The organism is Haloarcula sp. JP-Z28 (assembly GCF_011440255.1).
GTDB lineage: Archaea > Halobacteriota > Halobacteria > Halobacteriales > Haloarculaceae > Haloarcula > Haloarcula marismortui.
Map to the genome: position 1 here is coordinate 1 of NZ_JAAOHT010000011.1, position 15,389 is coordinate 15,389.

A 15,389-nucleotide genomic window follows, 5' to 3' on the forward strand; every position below is an offset into this window, starting at 1 on the left:
TCCTCGCGCCAGACCTGGCCGTCCTTGACGTAGACGTTCCACGAACAGGAGCCGGTGCAGTTGACGCTGTGGGTCGAGCGGGCGACGGAGTCCCAGTCCCACTCGTCGCGGTACAGGTCCTCCCAGTCCCGATACGGATACGACCCGATGGGGTCGTCGACCGCTTCGAGGCCGTCCATGCCGTCGTCGGCGAAGGACAGCCCCGTCGCGCCAAGCAGCGATGCGGCTCCGAGGCCACGAACGAAGTCGCGGCGACTGATTCCAGCACTGTCCCCCTCGTCGTCGGTCAGGTCGTTTCTACTCATTGGTGATGAACACTGTCGCAGTCGCGCAGGCAGCCCCGACGATAGCCAGTGCGATGCCGGCGAGCGTGCCGCCGCCGACTTCGAGGCCGGCGGCGACCAGCGCGAGGCCGACCAGCTTGCTCGTCGTATCCAGCAGGCGATACTGCCGCTCTGTGAACTCGACGCTCGCAGTCATCCGTCTCCCTCCGGTTCGGTGTTATCTGGTTCATCCCCGACGGAGCCGCCGTCCGCGGCCACGTCGCTCTCCTGTGCCGGCGTGGGCTCGCCGTCGCGCAACAGCAGGTACGTGATGCCGCCGAAGATGGGTGGGACGACCAGCAGCGCGGCCGTCAGGATGGGGTTGACCACGTTCGTCGTCGTTCCGAGCACCTGGTCCGCGAGGATGTTGTTCATCCCCGCAATCGAGGCGATCATGATGAACGCGACGGCGGCCACGCCAACACCGGTCTGCCAGGCCCGGTCCAGCGGGTCCGCGGTGAAGTGGGTCGGTTCCGTCCGATCGATGAATGGCCAGATTGCGACCGCGGCAAACACCAGCCCCGGGAGGACGATGCCGCCGACGAACTCCCCGTTGATGTGGGCCGGGCCGATGTTGAAGCTGATCTGTGGCAGGAGCTTCAGGAAGCCGTACACCCACATCAGGAACCAGTCCGGCATGATGAGCTCTGGCGTGGATGCGGGGTTGTTCGGGCCGTACTCGGCGACGTTGTGGACAGGGAGCAGGCCCGCAAGCGCCGATAGCGTCGCCGCGGTGACGAAGAACACCACCGCGGAGACGGCGGCCTGGTTCGGGAACGCCGGCAGGCCGATGATGATGTCGTCGTCCTCCTCGTCGACGGACTGACGGCCGCCGGTCACGTCGCCGTCCCGCGGGGCCTCGGTGTGTTTCTGCCGGATGAGGATGGCCATGTGGACGGCCAGGCCCACGGCGATGGCCGCCGGTATCACGAGGACGTGCAGGAAGTACAGGCGCGGGATGGTGGCGCTTGAGGGGAACTCACCCCCGAACACCACCTGGCCGAGGAAATCACCTGCCAATGGTATTGATATCGTGAGGTTGTAGCCGATGCTCGTGGCTGTGGCGGCGAACTCGTCGAACGGCAGGGCGTAGCCGGTGTAGGCTGCGCCCATCGAGAGCGCCGCCAGGCCGGTGCCGACGACCCAGTTTGGCTCCCGCGGGTTGCGGTACGCGCCCGTGAAGAACACCCGCAACATGTGCAACCCTATTGAGGCGACAAAGAGGTGAGCCGCCCAGTGGTGGAGCCGGCGGATGAACATCCCGAAGGGCACGTCGTAGGTGATGTGCAACACCGAGACGAACGCTTCGGGCATCTCCTCGCCCTGGAACTTCTGGACGCTGCCGTCGTACTCCACGTCGGAGGTCGAGGGTTCGAAAAAAAACCCGAGGAAGACCCCCGACAGAATCAGGAGGAGGAAACAGAACAGCGCCACCTCCCCCAGCAGGAACGAGTCCTCGGCCGGGAACGCCTTCCCGAGGAACGTCTGGCCGTTCTCCAGATCGAGGCGGGTGTCGAACCAGTCGTAGACGGCTTTGGCGCGGGACATTATCCACCTCCTGGGCCGACTGGCCCCTCGAAGTCACCGGTGGCGACGAGGAATCCGTCGCTGGTCACCGTAATCGGAAGCTGTGGGAGCGGTCGTCCCGGCGGGCCGCCACTGACTGCCGCCCCCTCCAGAACGTTGAATTTCCCGAAGTGACAGGGGCAGACGACGAGGTCGTCCTCCCGGTCCGACACCATACAGCCGGCGTGGGTACACACCTTCGAGAAGGCGGCGTAGCCGTTGACTGTGAACCCCTCCGAGATGTCGCTGCCGTAGTCGGACTCGGCGTAGCGCACCAGCAGTGTGGGCGCGTCCTCGATGCCGGGTCGTGGCTCCGGGAACACAGTCATGTGTTCGCCCTCGGAGAGCCGGCCCTCGGTGATACGCTCGCCTTCGCCGTCGACGAGGTGGATGCCGTCGGAGTACACCGGTCCCTTGTACCCCCGCTCGAACACCTGCGTGGTGCTGGCGAGGGGCGCGGTGAGGCTGGCGACGGCAGTCAGGCCGCCGACGGTCGCGAGGAACTTCGCGAAGTCACGCCGGCGGAGTTCCGCACGGGCGTCCCCGTACAGCGTTGGAGATGTACCGGTGGCCCCGTCACACGAGCAGTCGTCGCCCTGTTCCTCGTCGTCGTCATCGGGTTTCGGATAGTCTATCATTCGTGCCCCCTGATTTCGGCGACTTCGACGTGTGGCATGAACCAGGCGTAGTACGCGACCGTCGAGAGCGCGAGCGAGAGGAACATCCCGGTCGCGTACAGCCCGAAGTACTGGGTGCGGGCGAGCGTGAGGTACTCGCCGGTGAACAGCGCCGCGAAGACGATAGAGAGGACCGTCAGCCCGCTCATGGCGACGAGTCCCTCTATGGCGTCCGAGGCGTCGTGGTACTCGACGACCCAGCGGTGGTCCGTGTTGAGCCACGGCAACGAAACGGTCCCGCCGTCAGTGACAGGCTCGGCCTCGTCGGGCGGCCGGACCGCCCTGTTCATAAACTGGTGGGCGGCCGTCAGCACGCCCACGAGACCGAACAGGGCGACCCAGACGACGACACCGACCTGGCTCGGTGACAGCTTGTTCGGCGTCTCTACTGGGCTTTCGAGCGGCCGGATGTCGCTGACGCTCTCGTCGATAGCGATTTCCTCCGACGGTGGTTCGCCGTGCAAGGCGACGTACCACATCGGCAGCAACACCGCTGTTATCAACAGACCGATGAGTATCGTGTTGCGTCTCATAATCTTGTGTTATCTCGGTTCGCCAGCGATTCGAACGGCTATCTGTGTCGCTGTATTCGGGGTTTATGCCAGCACCCCGATGAACTGCCAGCCCGACATCTTAGGCCCATTATATGGCGGTTTTTTATACGAACATGTTCGCGTGACCTTTCTTATGTGAGCCGAGTCATCTATCGAACATGTCGGGCCGAATACTCGCCGAGGTCGAAGTGTTCGGTCCTCGGTCCTGTCACGTACAGCCCCACGCTGATGAGGAGTGGTCAGTGTCGTCGGTCTCCCGAAGCGTAACGAGTGCCGCTGCTGACCCCGTCATCGAAGAGTTTACCCTCAAAGGTGGTGACGGGCCGCCGTCAGTGCTACAGACCGATGGTCTGAACGTTGACCACGTGTTCGCCTACGAGCAGCGACACGTTTTCCAACTGTCCAGAGCGGCCGGGCAGGGCTGCGTGTGTGAACGTATCGAAGCAGCCGGCTGCGTCGTTCATGAGTTCACGGCGGACACCGAATCCCTCGTCGTCACCTTCCTCGTTAACGATGTTCCGACCCTGCGAGAGATTGTCGCTGACCTCCAGTCGGAAGGCGAGGCCGTCAAACTCCGGCGGCTACTGGAAGACACCCCCACCGAGGCGGACCGGCCGGTCGTGCTTGACCGCGCAAAACTGACTAGCCGCCAGCGCGAGGTGCTGGCTCGGGCCCACGAGATGGGCTATTTCGAACATCCGCGCGATGCGACCGCCGGTGACGTGGCCGACGCGCTGGATATCTCCACTTCGACGTTTACCGAGCACCTCGCTGCGGCCCAGCGAAAACTCCTTGATGACCTGCTTGACTCCTGCTGAGTGGCTCCACTCTGTGTCATGTCAGTGAGGCTGGCACATTCCATAGCAATTATTCCAGCCGGCACGCGAGGTGCCACTGCCGCTAATGACACAGGAACTGGGTCCCCTCGCTCGAACACTGTCGATGCCGTACTACGAAGACTCCCTCCCAGCGCACGACCAGTTTCACGCCAAGCGAGTTCGAGACATCGCGCTTCGGCTCGCGGGCGACTGCAATGGATCGGTCGACCGGGATGTCCTTGCCGCATCAGCGTGGCTCCACGATATCGGTCGGCCCCGGGAGCGGGCCGGTGAAATTGATGACCACGACGACTGGGCCACGGCGGAAGCCGCACAGCTACTCGCGGCCGAAGGCGTGAAACCCGACCGAATCGGCCGTATCAAACACTGCATTCAAGCACATAGTATCCGCACGAGTTCGCCGGAGCCAAGAACGCTGGAGGCGAAACTCCTCTTCGATGCGGACAAGCTGGACGCTGCCGGGGCACGCGGACTCGTCCGACTGGCCTGTATCGTCGGCGAGCGGTCTGGGCGGACGGGTGAGAAATACGCGGTCATCGATGACACGTCAGCTACCGACCTCGGAACGTCGAATTCTCCGGATATCGAACTGCTTCGAGACTGGGCGCAGGAACGATTAGATACGCTGTACACCCAACCCGGCCGGCGTCTCGGTCAGACACGCCGGGAATTCATGGACGAGTTTTTCACGCACTTTGCCGGTGAAATCGGGGTTTCGGGGGAGTGGTAAACGACGTCCACGGAGTCACAGAACCTTTTCCCCTCGCCCCGGCGACACTGCATCTATGACCGAGTTCGACGCCGAGAAGTTCGACGAGAAATACGTCCACTACTTCGAAGAACTCGAAACGGCGTACTCGAACGCGTATCAGGAACTGCACGGGCAGTACGACTCCGAGGTCCTTCGTGGGATCGACCGGCAGATTCTCAGCGAGAGTGAGCCGGTGTACGAGGGCAACGGGACGTTTAGCATCCGGCTTCCCGACGACACTGCAGCGCGTGCGCAGTCGTTGCCGGGCGACGAAGCGACGTTCGACACAGTGCTATCGGCGTTCACTGACGCTATCGAGCGCGAACTCCGTCGGCTGTTCGAATTCGAGTAATCACCCCACGCTGCTCGACGGCTCGCTCGATAGCAGGCGTGCACAGCCTGTTTGCCACTCCTTCTAGCAGCGTCCGGCCCGGCGGATCGAAAACACCAGAATCAATGCAGTTCCGGTGCTAGTCCAACCAATTATACTAATGGCGACCGATTCAGATCTTCACTGTCTCTTTACCGCACCCGTTGAGGAGCAGCACGACTCGTACGTGATCGAGATTCCAAAACAGGAGGTCGAGCTGGGAACGCTGGCCCCCGAGACGCTGTACCGGATCGCACTGTTCCAGTCGGCGGCTGAGGCACCCGCGTCCCAGTCAGAGTCCCACTCCAAGCAAGAGCCGCAGTCTGGTTCCGACTCCAGGCAGGAGCCGAAATCCAGTTCTCAATCCGGACTGCAGTCCGATTCACAGTCCGACGAGCGGAGCAGGGAACCGGAGTTTGGACCGTCGTCCCCGCCCGTTGCCGAGGGTGAGACGCGTGTGGTCGAAATCGAGAACATCGGGGACAAAGGCGACGGCGTCGCGCGCATTGACGGCGGGTACGTCGTCATCGTCTCCAATGCGGATGTCGGGGAGCGCCTCCGCGTCGAGATGGATCAGGTCCGCGAGAACGTGGCCTTCGCGGAGATCGTCGAACGGCTCCCCTACTACGAGTAAGCCACCGGCTCTCTCGGCTGGTTCCTACTTTCGCACTCTGTCCGAGTTGGCCCGACCACTGGCCACGCAACCGAGGGTATATTTCGCCGCCGCCTATCATCTCCGGTATGGGGCACGACCACGACGAAGCGACCGGCCACGACGAGGCAGGTCACAGCCACAGCGAGGATGAACACGGAGAGCAGAGTCACGACCACGGAGAGCACGAACACGACAGTGACCACGACCATAGCCACGAGGAACACACCCATGACGACCATCACGCCCACGACGCCGAAGGGGTTGACATAGGGGTTCTCACAGTTTCTACCTCCAGAACACTCGATGATGACCCGGCGGGGGACATCATCGCCACGGCCTGCGAAGACGCGGGCCACAAAATCGCCGAGCGCCGCCTCGTCGCGGACGAGATGGACGCTATCGAGGACGCTGTCGCTTCCCTGCTAGATGACGGCGTCGACGTGGTTCTGACGACCGGCGGGACTGGGCTCACGCCCGACGACGTGACTGTCGACGCCATCGAACCGCTGTTCGACCGGCCGGTTCCCGGCTTCGGTGAACTGTTCCGCTGGCTCTCCTACGAGGAAGTCGGGCCGATGGCGATGGCCTCGCGCGCGACCGCCGGCGTCGTCGACGACCGTCTAGTGTTCTGCCTCCCCGGCAGTGAGAACGCCGCCCGGACGGGCGCGGAGAAACTCGTCGCGCCAGCCGTGGGCCACCTGCTTGGGCTCGTCCGCCGGTAACGCGGACCCGCACGGTTTTGGGCCGGCGTCGGCTACGGATAGCTATGTCCGAGGAGTTCACGCACGTCGATGAGGAGGGGGACGCACAGATGGTCGATGTGGGCGACAAGGCCGAGAGCCAGCGCCGCGCAGTCGCACGCGGACAGATTCGACTCACCGAGTCCACGCTGGCGGCCATCGACGCCGACGAGGTGGAGAAAGGCGATGTGCTGGCGACAGCCCGTATCGGCGCGATTCAGGCGGTAAAACACACTTGGGAGACGGTGCCAATGTGCCACCAGATCCCCATCACGAACGTCGACATCGAGTTCACCGTTGGCGATGAGGCCGTCGAAATCGTCGTGGCCGTCGAGACGGTCGGCAAGACTGGCTGCGAGATGGAGGCGCTGGAGGGCGTGACGACCGGCCTCAACGTCGTCTGGGATATGGTGAAAGCAAACGAGAAAGACGATGACGGCGAGTATCCCACGACAGCTATCGAAGATATCCGTGTGGTCGAGAAAACTGTCGACCGCTGAGGAAGGGCTACTGACGACAGCCGCGACGCCGCTATGAAAAAGGTCTATCTACGTCGCCCTGCTACTGGCGCGTATGCAAGTCCTCGGTATCGTCGGCCACTCCGACTCGGGGAAGACCACGCTGGTCGAGCGGTTGACACAGCGGCTCTCCGGGACCGGCCGTGTCGCGACGGTGAAACACTGCACCCACGCGCCGGATGTTGACACGGACGGAAAAGACACGGTTCGCCACCGCGACGCTGGAGCGGCCGAGACCGTCGCGCTCACCGACGACGGCGAGTGGTACGCGACGGGGCAGTCGCGGACGCTCGACGAGACGCTGGGCGACCTTTCGCCCGACTACGACTACGTACTCGTAGAGGGGTATTCGGACGCGAACATCCCGAAAGTTGTCCTCGGCGACCGCGAGGCCGCCGACCCCGTCATCCATCGCACGCCCCACGGTGCAGACGCTGACCTTGACGACATCCTCACCGCGGTGGAGGAGCGAGACCCCTACATCACGCTGGAAACACTTGTCGCGGACGTAAAGCGGGACCCGGACGAGGTGTACTCGGGTGCAATAGCGACGTTTACCGGGCGCGTTCGTGCACAGGAGGGGCCGGAGGACCCGCCAACGGAGCTGCTGGAGTTCGAACGCTACGACGAGGTTGCCGCCGAGAAGATGGCCGCGCTCCGGCGGGACCTCGAAGCGCGGGACGGCGTCTACGCGGTCCGCCTGCACCACAAAACCGGTGTGGTCGATGCTGGCGAGGACATCGTTTTCGTCGTCATTCTGGCCGGCCACCGAACTGAGGCGTTCCGCGCCGTTGAAGACGGTATCAACCGGCTGAAAGAGGAGGTGCCGCTGTTCAAGAAGGAAGTCACCGTCGACGAGGAGTTCTGGGCACACGAGCGGTAAGCTGGTGGTGCGACTTTTCCTGCAGTAACCGCTACCGCCACGGCGTCGCCCGCAGTGCATGGACCACCAGCAGCGTCCCGAGCGCGACGCCGAGCAGCACTACTGCCACGGGCAGCGCCGCATCCAGTCCGTCAGAGATGAACGAGGCCCAGATCTGGACAGGGAGCGTCCGCGGATAGTACGCCAGCATCATCGTCGCGCCGAACTCGCCCATCGCGCGGGCGAAGGTCAGTACGAGTCCGGCGAGCAGCCCGGGCTTTGCGAGCGGGACCGTCACCGAACGCATCGTCCCGACCCAGTCGCGTCCGAGCGACCGTGAGGCTTCTTCGAGCCGGTCGTCAATGCCATCGAAGGCGGCCTTGGCAGTGACGACGAAAAACGGCGACGCGACGAACGTCTGGGCGGCGATGACGCCAAGCAGCGACCGTGTCAGCGTCAGGTCGGTAAGACCGCCGAGTCCGTTCGGGCCGACGACGGTCAACAACAACATCCCGCTGACAACCGGTGGGAGGACGAGCGGGAGGACGACGGCACCCATCGCTGCAGTCGCCAGCACGCTGGTGTTTCGCGAGAGCCAGTAGGCAAGCGGGAGGCCAAATACGACAGCGATGGTCGTACTGCCGAGTGCGGCAACGAGAGATGTGACTGCGGCGTTGATGACGTACGTCTCTGTCAGACTCGTCAGCAGCGCCGCCGGGGAGTACGTGATAACGAGCACCAGCACCGGAACGACAAAATACAGGAGTAGCACCGCTCCCAGCGCGGGAACGAGCTCGCGCACGCCGACCGTGTGGCCGGCACTGGTCTCACCGCGTGACAGTGTTCGGGACATCTCCCACTAGTCGAGGATAGGCCTGACGGAGGGTAAATCCGTGTGATGCGAGCCAGTCTCCGGACAGGACTGCCTCGAAGGCTGTACGTGTCGCTTCCTGGGTATTGCGGCGGATAGCCCCGTACTCGATAGGGCTGCCAGTGATTGTCGAGCCGTTCGGCAGCTCGTAGCTGGTGGTCTGATACTGCTCGGCGTATGCGGGGTCGCCAAGATGTATCTCCGGCGGGAACTCCCGGAAGGGGTAGTCCCGTTCGACCGCCATACTCCGGTAGACGAAGGCGGCGTCGACGGCTCCCGTCTCGAACTGCGCGAGCAGTTGTGTCTCGGGGTACGTCTGGTCCGGCGAGAGGATAGCATCTGGTAGGCCGGGTTCGTCGTAGTAGTCCGCCGCGAGGGCCAGCACGAACAGCGTTCGATAGCCAAGCGGGTCAAGCGCCGGGTCAGTACGGCCGAGCGAGACGCTGTCACGTCTGAGCGGCACGTACCACGGCTCTGCGTCCGTGATACGGGTCCCGGCGCTTGTCTCTGGGTTGTACGCAAGTACCATCTCGTTGCTGGCGATCACGGCGTGCCAGGCGGTGTCCATGACCCGGTTGAACAGGGTGGGGTCCGCCAGCGCGACAATAGCCGGGTCGCGCTTCCCGTCAGCGACCAGGCGGGCGGCCTGCACTGAACCGCGGGCTTCGACGGCGATTTCGACGTCTGTCTGGGTCTGGAGCGTCTCGCTGGCTGCCTTCTGTAAACTCCCTGCCACCAGCACGTCTACCCGTTCCTGCCCGAATGCCCCACAGCCAGCGGTTGCGGCGATACCACTCCCCAGTGCCGCAAGTACTGCACGCCGGGTTTGTCGGGCCATTATTCGCTCATTTCTCGTTCGGGTACATCGGTGTTGGGGTTGTTCCCAGTATTGACGGGGTGTCTTTCACGCGTTCGACCATAGTGTTTTATAACTTGGTAGTATAACCTAGTGATTATGACGCAGATGGCAGCAGCGCGGAACGGAACCGTCACCGAGGAGATGGAGCGAGTCGCAGAGCGCGAAGGTGTCGACCCGGCGTTCGTTCGACAGCAAGTCGCTGACGGACAGGCGGTGATTCCCGCGAACGTCGGCCACGACTCGCTGGACCCGATGATTATCGGCCGGGAGTTTGCGACGAAGGTCAACGCAAACATCGGCAACAGCGAGGAGACAAGCGACATCGAGGGCGAACTGGAGAAGCTTCACACCGCTGTCCATTACGGTGCGGACACGGTGATGGACCTCTCGACTGGGCGCAACCTCGACGAGATACGGTCGGCCAACGTCACGCACTCACCAGTGCCGGTCGGGACAGTTCCCATCTACGAGGCGGTCAAGCGCGCCAGCGACCCGAGCGAGATCACCCACGAACTGCTGCTTGACGTTATCGAGAAGCAGGCAAAGCAGGGGGTCGACTACATGACTATCCACGCCGGTGTCCGGATGGAACACCTGCCGCTGACTGACGGCCGTAAAACGGGGATTGTCTCTCGCGGCGGGTCCATCCTCGCCAAGTGGATCGAGGAGAACGGCATGGAGAACCCGCTATACACGAAATTCGAAGCCATCTGCGAGATATTCCGCGAGTACGACGTGACTTTCAGCCTCGGCGATGGCCTCCGGCCGGGCTGTCTCGCCGATGCCGGCGACGACGCACAGTTCGCCGAACTGGACACGCTCGGGGAACTCACGCGGACCGCCTGGAAACACGACGTGCAGGTGATGGTCGAGGGACCGGGGCACGTCCCGATGGATCAGGTCGCTGAGCAAGTCGAACGTCAGCAGGAGGTCTGTGACGGCGCACCGTTCTACGTTCTCGGCCCGCTCGTGACCGACGTTGCGCCGGGCTACGACCACATCACGAGCGCCATCGGTGCGACGGAGGCAGGCCGTGCCGGTGCGGCGATGCTCTGTTACGTCACTCCAAAGGAACACCTGGGCCTCCCGGAAAAATCCGATGTGCGGGACGGACTCGCGGCCTATCGCATCGCGGCTCACGCCGCCGACGTGGCCAACGGCCGCGAGGGGGCACGGGACTGGGACGACGCCCTCTCGGAAGCCCGGTACGACTTCGACTGGCGCGAGCAGTTCGACCTGGCGCTTGACCCCGACCGCGCCCGCGAGTACCACGACCAGACGCTCCCCGGTGACAACTACAAGGAGGCACGTTTTTGCTCGATGTGTGGCGTGGAGTTCTGTTCGATGCGCATCGATCAGGATGCACGGTCTGACGGCGACATGGAATCGATCGAGGCCGACGCTGACGACCGGACTCCCCTCGAAGACTCGTCAGCGGCAGCGGTAAACCGACCGCCGGTCGGTACCCACGACGGGGCCGATATCCCCGGCCCTGACGCCGATATGCCCGCTGATACAGAGGGGAGTGCTGACGATTAGCACGGCGGTAGTTCTTTATAATCGGTGTTCGTTTATTGAAACGATGTCAAAGAAAGTCATCGCCCTCGTCGCGGTCATGGCACTTGCCCTCGTGTACGTCGTCAAGCGGTAACGCTGCGCGAATCGGCTGTATCACCCTCTGAACCTACTGCCGGCCGCCCTGCCTACTGGTCCTCAACGGCGTTGTATTGGGTCGGGTACTATGACGGCCGGCAGTATTCTCTCGGCTTCTGCGCTGTCAGCGGCAGCGCCGTCGCTTTCCGAACCCTTACCCGGCGAACCGCCGTACCAGCGTGTATGTACGGCGTCGTCACCCGTAACGAGGAGGAGACGGAGTGGTCCGAGTTCGACCGGGCGTTCTACGAGGTCAAGGACGTGACCGGCCGCGCTGTCGAACCGATTGCGGGCGCGGTAAACATGGTATCCTGTTTCGGCGACAACGCGGTCGAAAGCGAGGAGGACCTGCTCGCGTTCGACGACGAGGGGACGCCGGCAACGCGGAACCAGCCGTACTTCGACTGGACGTACGTCTGCCCGACCCACGACCGCTACCGCGAGGGCCTGCTCGACATCATCGAGGAGGCCGCCGCCGTCAACGAGGACGTCCGCCTCGATGACGTGGGCTTTCCACGGGACGAGTACTGCCACTGTGACCGCTGCGAGCAGCGCTTCGCCGACAGCGAGTTCGAGGACTGGTCGGCCTGGCGCAGCAACGTCATCACGGAGTTTGTCGCCGAGGCTCGCGAGCGCGTGCCCGGGAAGATGTACCTCACGCTGTATCCAGACCCCTACCCCGGCCACCTCGAGGCCCGCTCGGGCGTCGCGGTTGACGACATCGCCGAGTACGTCGACGAGTTCGTCGTCCCGATCTACGACATGGCGTACTCGACAACCTACTGGCTGGAGATTCTCGCAAAAGGCTGGCAGGACCGACTCTCGACACCCTTTAGCATCGAACTGTATGGCGTCGACGTGGACGTTGACGATCTCTCAAAGGCCGTCGAGGTGGCCGATGAGTACGCCGAAACCGTGCTGTTCGGCTACGACGCGAGTAACGCCCGCGCGACCATCCGCCGGATGAACGCCGACGCCCGCGACGGGCAGTCGTTCGGGCCGGAGTAATCGACCCGACTTCGGCGGCTCACGCTCTGCCGCTGAACCGCTGTCCGCGCCACTGCAGGATCTCTTCGCGGTCGCGCGTATCGGCCGGTAGTTTGTCAAACCACTGGGCCTCGCTGATTTCGTGGTCCGGGTCGTCGACGGCGATGTCGGTCGTCTCTGCTTGCGCCTCGTACACTGGCAGCACGCCCCAGGCCATATTACCGTCGCAGTAAAACTCGACCCGTCCGAGCATCCCCAGTCCCTCGATGGTTGCTTCGATGCCGCTCTCCTCGCCTAATTCCCGCAGTGCGGCCTCTTGGAAGGACTCGCCTCTGTCGAGCTCGCCGCCGGGTAGAACCCACATGTCGACGCCTTCGTGGCGGACGAGCAGGAGTTCACCGCTGGGTCGGTAGGCGAGCGTGTGCGCGCCGTAGGGTGCGCCGTGATCCCGGGCGCCGGTTGCCACATCTCGGAACCGACTCCGCGGGACGTTGCGGTGGCGCGTGAACTCGACGAAATCCGTGTAGCGCTTCCGGAGGTCGTGATACGTCTGTTCGGCCGTCTGACAGGCCTTATCAGAGAGGAACCACAGGTCGTCGACGCTCGTCATCTGTGTCCTATCTGTGTCTGACACCTCGACGAAACAGCCGTCTCGATGGGGGAAAGCGGTGGATTGATCATGTCGATGGTTAGTTTAGAGAGTCCCATAACAGTTGTTGTGACAGATCGGCTGTCGTGGCGAATCTCGGGCGGCTTCGCTATCGAACCCATTGCGTTGCTGACACTGGTGGGGAAGTGTGGATGGGGATACACGCTGGGCTGGCTCATTCGAAACGAAACACGGGAAGGTGTCCGAACAAGGAAAGCCACGCTCCCGTGTAGCAGGAACTCTTTGGTTTTGTGACGACCTGACGTTCGTTCTACCCACTCGATCTATACGCCTTTGCGTTCCGTGGTTGACAGAACGCACGTGACTGTGGAGCTCCCCGGCACTTAATTCTATTTGTCTAAGCAAATATTTAGATAGGTCTAATTAGTGTCGGACCTTCCACAACCGAAGTGATAGAGAACATGGGAACGGTCATCGCTGGCCGGCGCACCGCTCGGTCTACGTTGATCGGGGTTTATCGCTGTCCCGATTGGTCAATACAGGACGTGTCACCGCTCCATTTACTGACCACGTCCACGGTTAGGCCGAGCAAACCCGAATCAGTCCCTTTTTGACGAGCCACCGAGTACCGCCGGGTATGGCATTCGAAGAGGACGACAGCGTTATTCTCCACGACGAGCACAGCGACTACGACGGCGAAGAAGGCACCATCACGCAGGTCGTTGAGACGATGTTCGGCGACGCCAACTACACGGTTTCCTTCGAGGACGGCCAAGAACAGGGCGTCCCCGAGGACAACCTCGAAGCCGCTGAGGACGAGTAGGGCCGCAATGTCGTCGGTTCCGTTCCACTACGTTGACCTCCGGACTTTCTGCTACGCAACAGAGGACGACAAGCGCGTTGAGGACGCGCTCCGGACGTTCCTCCCTGAGGACTACCCTGTCGAGCGCGCACAGAGCGAGGGGCACTACGGCGACCGGATCATCGTCCTTTCGGCTCGCGTCGAAAACGCCGACGACATCCGGCACGTGCTCACGCAAGTAGCGTCAGCGCCGGAGATCGACGCGGTGCGTGCGGAACTTGACGACCGGGTTGACGACAACTGCTCGTTTTTCCTCACGTTCGGCAAACAGGCCGCGTTCGGCGGGAACGTGGAACGCGGCGACGGCATCACGCTCCGGGCAAAAGTCGAGGCCTACCCTGCAAAGCGGGAGAAGGCCGTCGAGAACGCCCGCGAACTCCTAGAGGAGTTGTGATGTACGAGGCCGTCTATGCTCATCCTGACGGCGACAGCACCGTTGCCCGACACGCGCTGACGGCCGCTGATTCAGAGTACGACGGTATCGTCGTCAGGAACCACGGCGACGAACAGGCGGACTACGACGCCGATGCCATCAGCGACGCCTATGGGGTTGATGTCGCGGCCGGCATCGAGGTCCGAGCGGACGACCCCTCACGGGCGAGTGGCTTCGTCGGGAACTACCGAAGTGACCGGACGGTCGTCGTCGTCCACGGCGGCGACCGCCGCATCAATCGGTTCGCGGTCGAGCAACCGACTGTCGACGTGCTCGCCCATCCGATGCGTGGTGACGGTGATTTCAACCACGTGCTGGCGAACGCGGCGGCTGACAACGGCGTCCGCATCGAGTTCGACTTCGGCCCGGTGCTCCGGGCCTCCGGCGGCAGTCGCGTCCGGGCCATCAAGGAACTCCGGAAGCTCCGGGAACTGGTCGAGAACGCTGGCGCGCCCTTCGTCGTCTCGGCGTCGCCGAGCACTCATCTCCAGATTCGGGCACCGCGAGATATCATCGCGGTCGGGGAGACCATCGGCTTCGACGCTGACACCGTCCGCGAGGGCCTGACGGAGTGGGGTCAGATCGTGGAACGCAACCGTGAGCGCCAGAGCGGTGCCGTCATCGAACCCGGCGTCCGGCTGGAAGACGACGCAGACGATGCCGAGTAACTAGCGCTGATACCACTCTCACTGGACGGTATCGGTTCTGTGCAGGATGTAGTGCGTTGCAGCCCAATTCCGCTTTTTTCTACGGCACGTCAGCCGACTGACTTGACCCGAATGCGTTTGCATCCGACCGGAGTACACGAGACGTATGAAAGAACGACAGAAACACAAACTCGCGGACACGGCTCAACAGATCGTCGGCGGATTCCTGTTGTCCGGACCGTTCGTCGTGACCCAAGAGGTGTGGGCGCTCGCGCTGAACATGACCGTCTTCCACAACGTATTCCTCGTCTGTATTGTCGCAGCCATCGGATACGGCGGGCTGTACGGCGCTGACAACAACCGCGACCCCAGACGCGAAGCCGCGGTCGCCGGTGTCCCAGTCAGGTTCATTTCTGTCCTGCTTGTCGCGTTTGGCTCCGTCGGAACGCTCGCAATCGCGGTCACCGCTCCTGACCAGTTCCTGAGTGAGCTTCCCTTGGCTGACCAGATGATCGTCACTTTCCGCGCCATCAGCGTCGGGGCTGTGTTCAGTGTCGTCGGCGCGGTGACGACCGACAGCCTGTTCTGACCCGACGCCGGACCGCTCTACTT

The 15,389-nt window shown here is 63.0% G+C and carries 21 protein-coding genes; 13 read left to right on the forward strand and 8 right to left on the reverse strand.

What is annotated here, in order from left to right; all coding sequences use genetic code 11:
* The 5 genes from G9463_RS06635 to G9463_RS06655 form a co-directional block, all read right to left on the reverse strand.
* A partial coding sequence (locus G9463_RS06635) for a twin-arginine translocation signal domain-containing protein (protein WP_165896297.1) occupies positions 1–305 on the reverse strand: 305 nt, incomplete at its 3' end.
* Positions 298–480 carry a hypothetical protein gene (locus G9463_RS06640; RefSeq protein WP_165896298.1) on the reverse strand — a complete coding sequence of 61 codons (183 nt, stop codon included), beginning with the start codon at positions 478–480 and terminating at the stop codon, positions 298–300. The genes G9463_RS06640 and G9463_RS06635, both read right to left, overlap by 8 nt.
* Complete coding sequence (locus G9463_RS06645) at positions 477–1,871, reverse strand: cytochrome bc complex cytochrome b subunit (RefSeq protein WP_165896299.1); 1,395 nt, start codon at positions 1,869–1,871, stop codon at positions 477–479. The genes G9463_RS06640 and G9463_RS06645 overlap by 4 nt, the downstream gene beginning before the upstream one ends.
* Entirely contained in the window at positions 1,871–2,527 is a 657-nt protein-coding gene (locus G9463_RS06650; RefSeq protein ID WP_165896300.1) for a ubiquinol-cytochrome c reductase iron-sulfur subunit, read from the reverse strand. The genes G9463_RS06645 and G9463_RS06650 overlap by 1 nt, the downstream gene beginning before the upstream one ends.
* Positions 2,524–3,099, reverse strand: a complete 576-nt coding sequence (locus G9463_RS06655) for a hypothetical protein (protein ID WP_011223490.1) — start codon at positions 3,097–3,099, stop codon at positions 2,524–2,526. The genes G9463_RS06650 and G9463_RS06655 overlap by 4 nt, the downstream gene beginning before the upstream one ends.
* 179 nt (positions 3,100–3,278) lie before the next feature.
* On the opposite strand from G9463_RS06655, the gene G9463_RS06660 reads away from it, so the two are divergent.
* The 7 genes from G9463_RS06660 to G9463_RS06690 all read left to right on the forward strand — a co-directional run bounded on the left by G9463_RS06660 (position 3,279) and on the right by G9463_RS06690 (position 7,876).
* Complete coding sequence (locus G9463_RS06660; RefSeq protein WP_007190102.1) at positions 3,279–3,938, forward strand: helix-turn-helix domain-containing protein; 660 nt, start codon at positions 3,279–3,281, stop codon at positions 3,936–3,938.
* Positions 3,939–4,023: 85 nt separating this feature from the next.
* The gene (locus G9463_RS06665) at positions 4,024–4,689 is read left to right on the forward strand and encodes an HD domain-containing protein (protein ID WP_165896301.1); all 666 of its coding nucleotides are present in this window, start codon (positions 4,024–4,026) and stop codon (positions 4,687–4,689) included.
* A 55-nt stretch (positions 4,690–4,744) separates the two neighbouring features.
* The gene (locus G9463_RS06670; RefSeq protein ID WP_004960775.1) at positions 4,745–5,062 is read left to right on the forward strand and encodes a DUF5783 family protein; all 318 of its coding nucleotides are present in this window, start codon (positions 4,745–4,747) and stop codon (positions 5,060–5,062) included.
* A gap of 139 nt (positions 5,063–5,201) precedes the next feature.
* Positions 5,202–5,714, forward strand: a complete 513-nt coding sequence (locus G9463_RS06675) for a TRAM domain-containing protein (protein ID WP_165896302.1) — start codon at positions 5,202–5,204, stop codon at positions 5,712–5,714.
* 107 nt (positions 5,715–5,821) lie between these two features.
* Positions 5,822–6,457, forward strand: coding sequence for a molybdenum cofactor biosynthesis protein B (locus tag G9463_RS06680; RefSeq protein ID WP_165896303.1), 636 nt, complete (start codon positions 5,822–5,824; stop codon positions 6,455–6,457).
* Between the two features lie 44 nt (positions 6,458–6,501).
* Positions 6,502–6,975, forward strand: coding sequence for a cyclic pyranopterin monophosphate synthase MoaC (moaC, locus tag G9463_RS06685; RefSeq protein ID WP_004960783.1), 474 nt, complete (start codon positions 6,502–6,504; stop codon positions 6,973–6,975).
* 73 nt (positions 6,976–7,048) lie between these two features.
* A complete protein-coding gene (locus G9463_RS06690; protein WP_127013067.1) occupies positions 7,049–7,876 on the forward strand; it encodes a molybdopterin synthase in 828 nt (275 codons plus the stop codon).
* A 31-nt stretch (positions 7,877–7,907) separates the two neighbouring features.
* Here G9463_RS06690 and G9463_RS06695 read toward each other — a convergent pair whose 3' ends face one another.
* Together G9463_RS06695 and G9463_RS06700 are read right to left on the reverse strand one after the other, a co-directional pair.
* A complete protein-coding gene (locus G9463_RS06695) occupies positions 7,908–8,708 on the reverse strand; it encodes an ABC transporter permease (protein WP_004960789.1) in 801 nt (266 codons plus the stop codon).
* On the reverse strand, positions 8,683–9,564 hold the full coding sequence (locus tag G9463_RS06700) for an extracellular solute-binding protein (RefSeq protein ID WP_004960792.1): 882 nt from the start codon (positions 9,562–9,564) through the stop codon (positions 8,683–8,685). Before G9463_RS06700 ends, G9463_RS06695 begins: the two co-directional genes overlap by 26 nt.
* Before the next feature lie 117 nt (positions 9,565–9,681).
* Here G9463_RS06700 and thiC point away from each other — a divergent pair, with 117 nt between their 5' ends.
* Complete coding sequence (gene thiC / locus G9463_RS06705) at positions 9,682–11,124, forward strand: phosphomethylpyrimidine synthase ThiC (protein WP_165896304.1); 1,443 nt, start codon at positions 9,682–9,684, stop codon at positions 11,122–11,124.
* Between the two features lie 297 nt (positions 11,125–11,421).
* Complete coding sequence (locus tag G9463_RS06710; protein WP_165896305.1) at positions 11,422–12,246, forward strand: hypothetical protein; 825 nt, start codon at positions 11,422–11,424, stop codon at positions 12,244–12,246.
* 19 nt (positions 12,247–12,265) lie between these two features.
* Here the strand turns inward: G9463_RS06710 and G9463_RS06715 are convergent, their stop codons facing one another.
* Positions 12,266–12,835 carry an NUDIX hydrolase gene (locus G9463_RS06715; RefSeq protein WP_004960806.1) on the reverse strand — a complete coding sequence of 190 codons (570 nt, stop codon included), beginning with the start codon at positions 12,833–12,835 and terminating at the stop codon, positions 12,266–12,268.
* A gap of 637 nt (positions 12,836–13,472) precedes the next feature.
* Between G9463_RS06715 and G9463_RS06720 the strand changes: the two genes are divergently transcribed.
* The 4 genes from G9463_RS06720 (at position 13,473) to G9463_RS06735 (ending at position 15,366) form a co-directional block, all read left to right on the forward strand.
* Complete coding sequence (locus G9463_RS06720) at positions 13,473–13,658, forward strand: hypothetical protein (RefSeq protein WP_004515500.1); 186 nt, start codon at positions 13,473–13,475, stop codon at positions 13,656–13,658.
* Between the two features lie 7 nt (positions 13,659–13,665).
* Entirely contained in the window at positions 13,666–14,091 is a 426-nt protein-coding gene (locus G9463_RS06725; RefSeq protein WP_004960808.1) for an RNA-binding protein, read from the forward strand.
* The gene (locus tag G9463_RS06730) at positions 14,091–14,798 is read left to right on the forward strand and encodes an RNase P subunit p30 family protein (RefSeq protein WP_165896306.1); all 708 of its coding nucleotides are present in this window, start codon (positions 14,091–14,093) and stop codon (positions 14,796–14,798) included. The genes G9463_RS06725 and G9463_RS06730 overlap by 1 nt, the downstream gene beginning before the upstream one ends.
* Positions 14,799–14,943: 145 nt before the next feature.
* Positions 14,944–15,366 carry a DUF2391 domain-containing protein gene (locus G9463_RS06735; RefSeq protein ID WP_127013072.1) on the forward strand — a complete coding sequence of 141 codons (423 nt, stop codon included), beginning with the start codon at positions 14,944–14,946 and terminating at the stop codon, positions 15,364–15,366.
* Positions 15,367–15,389: the final 23 nt, after the last annotated feature.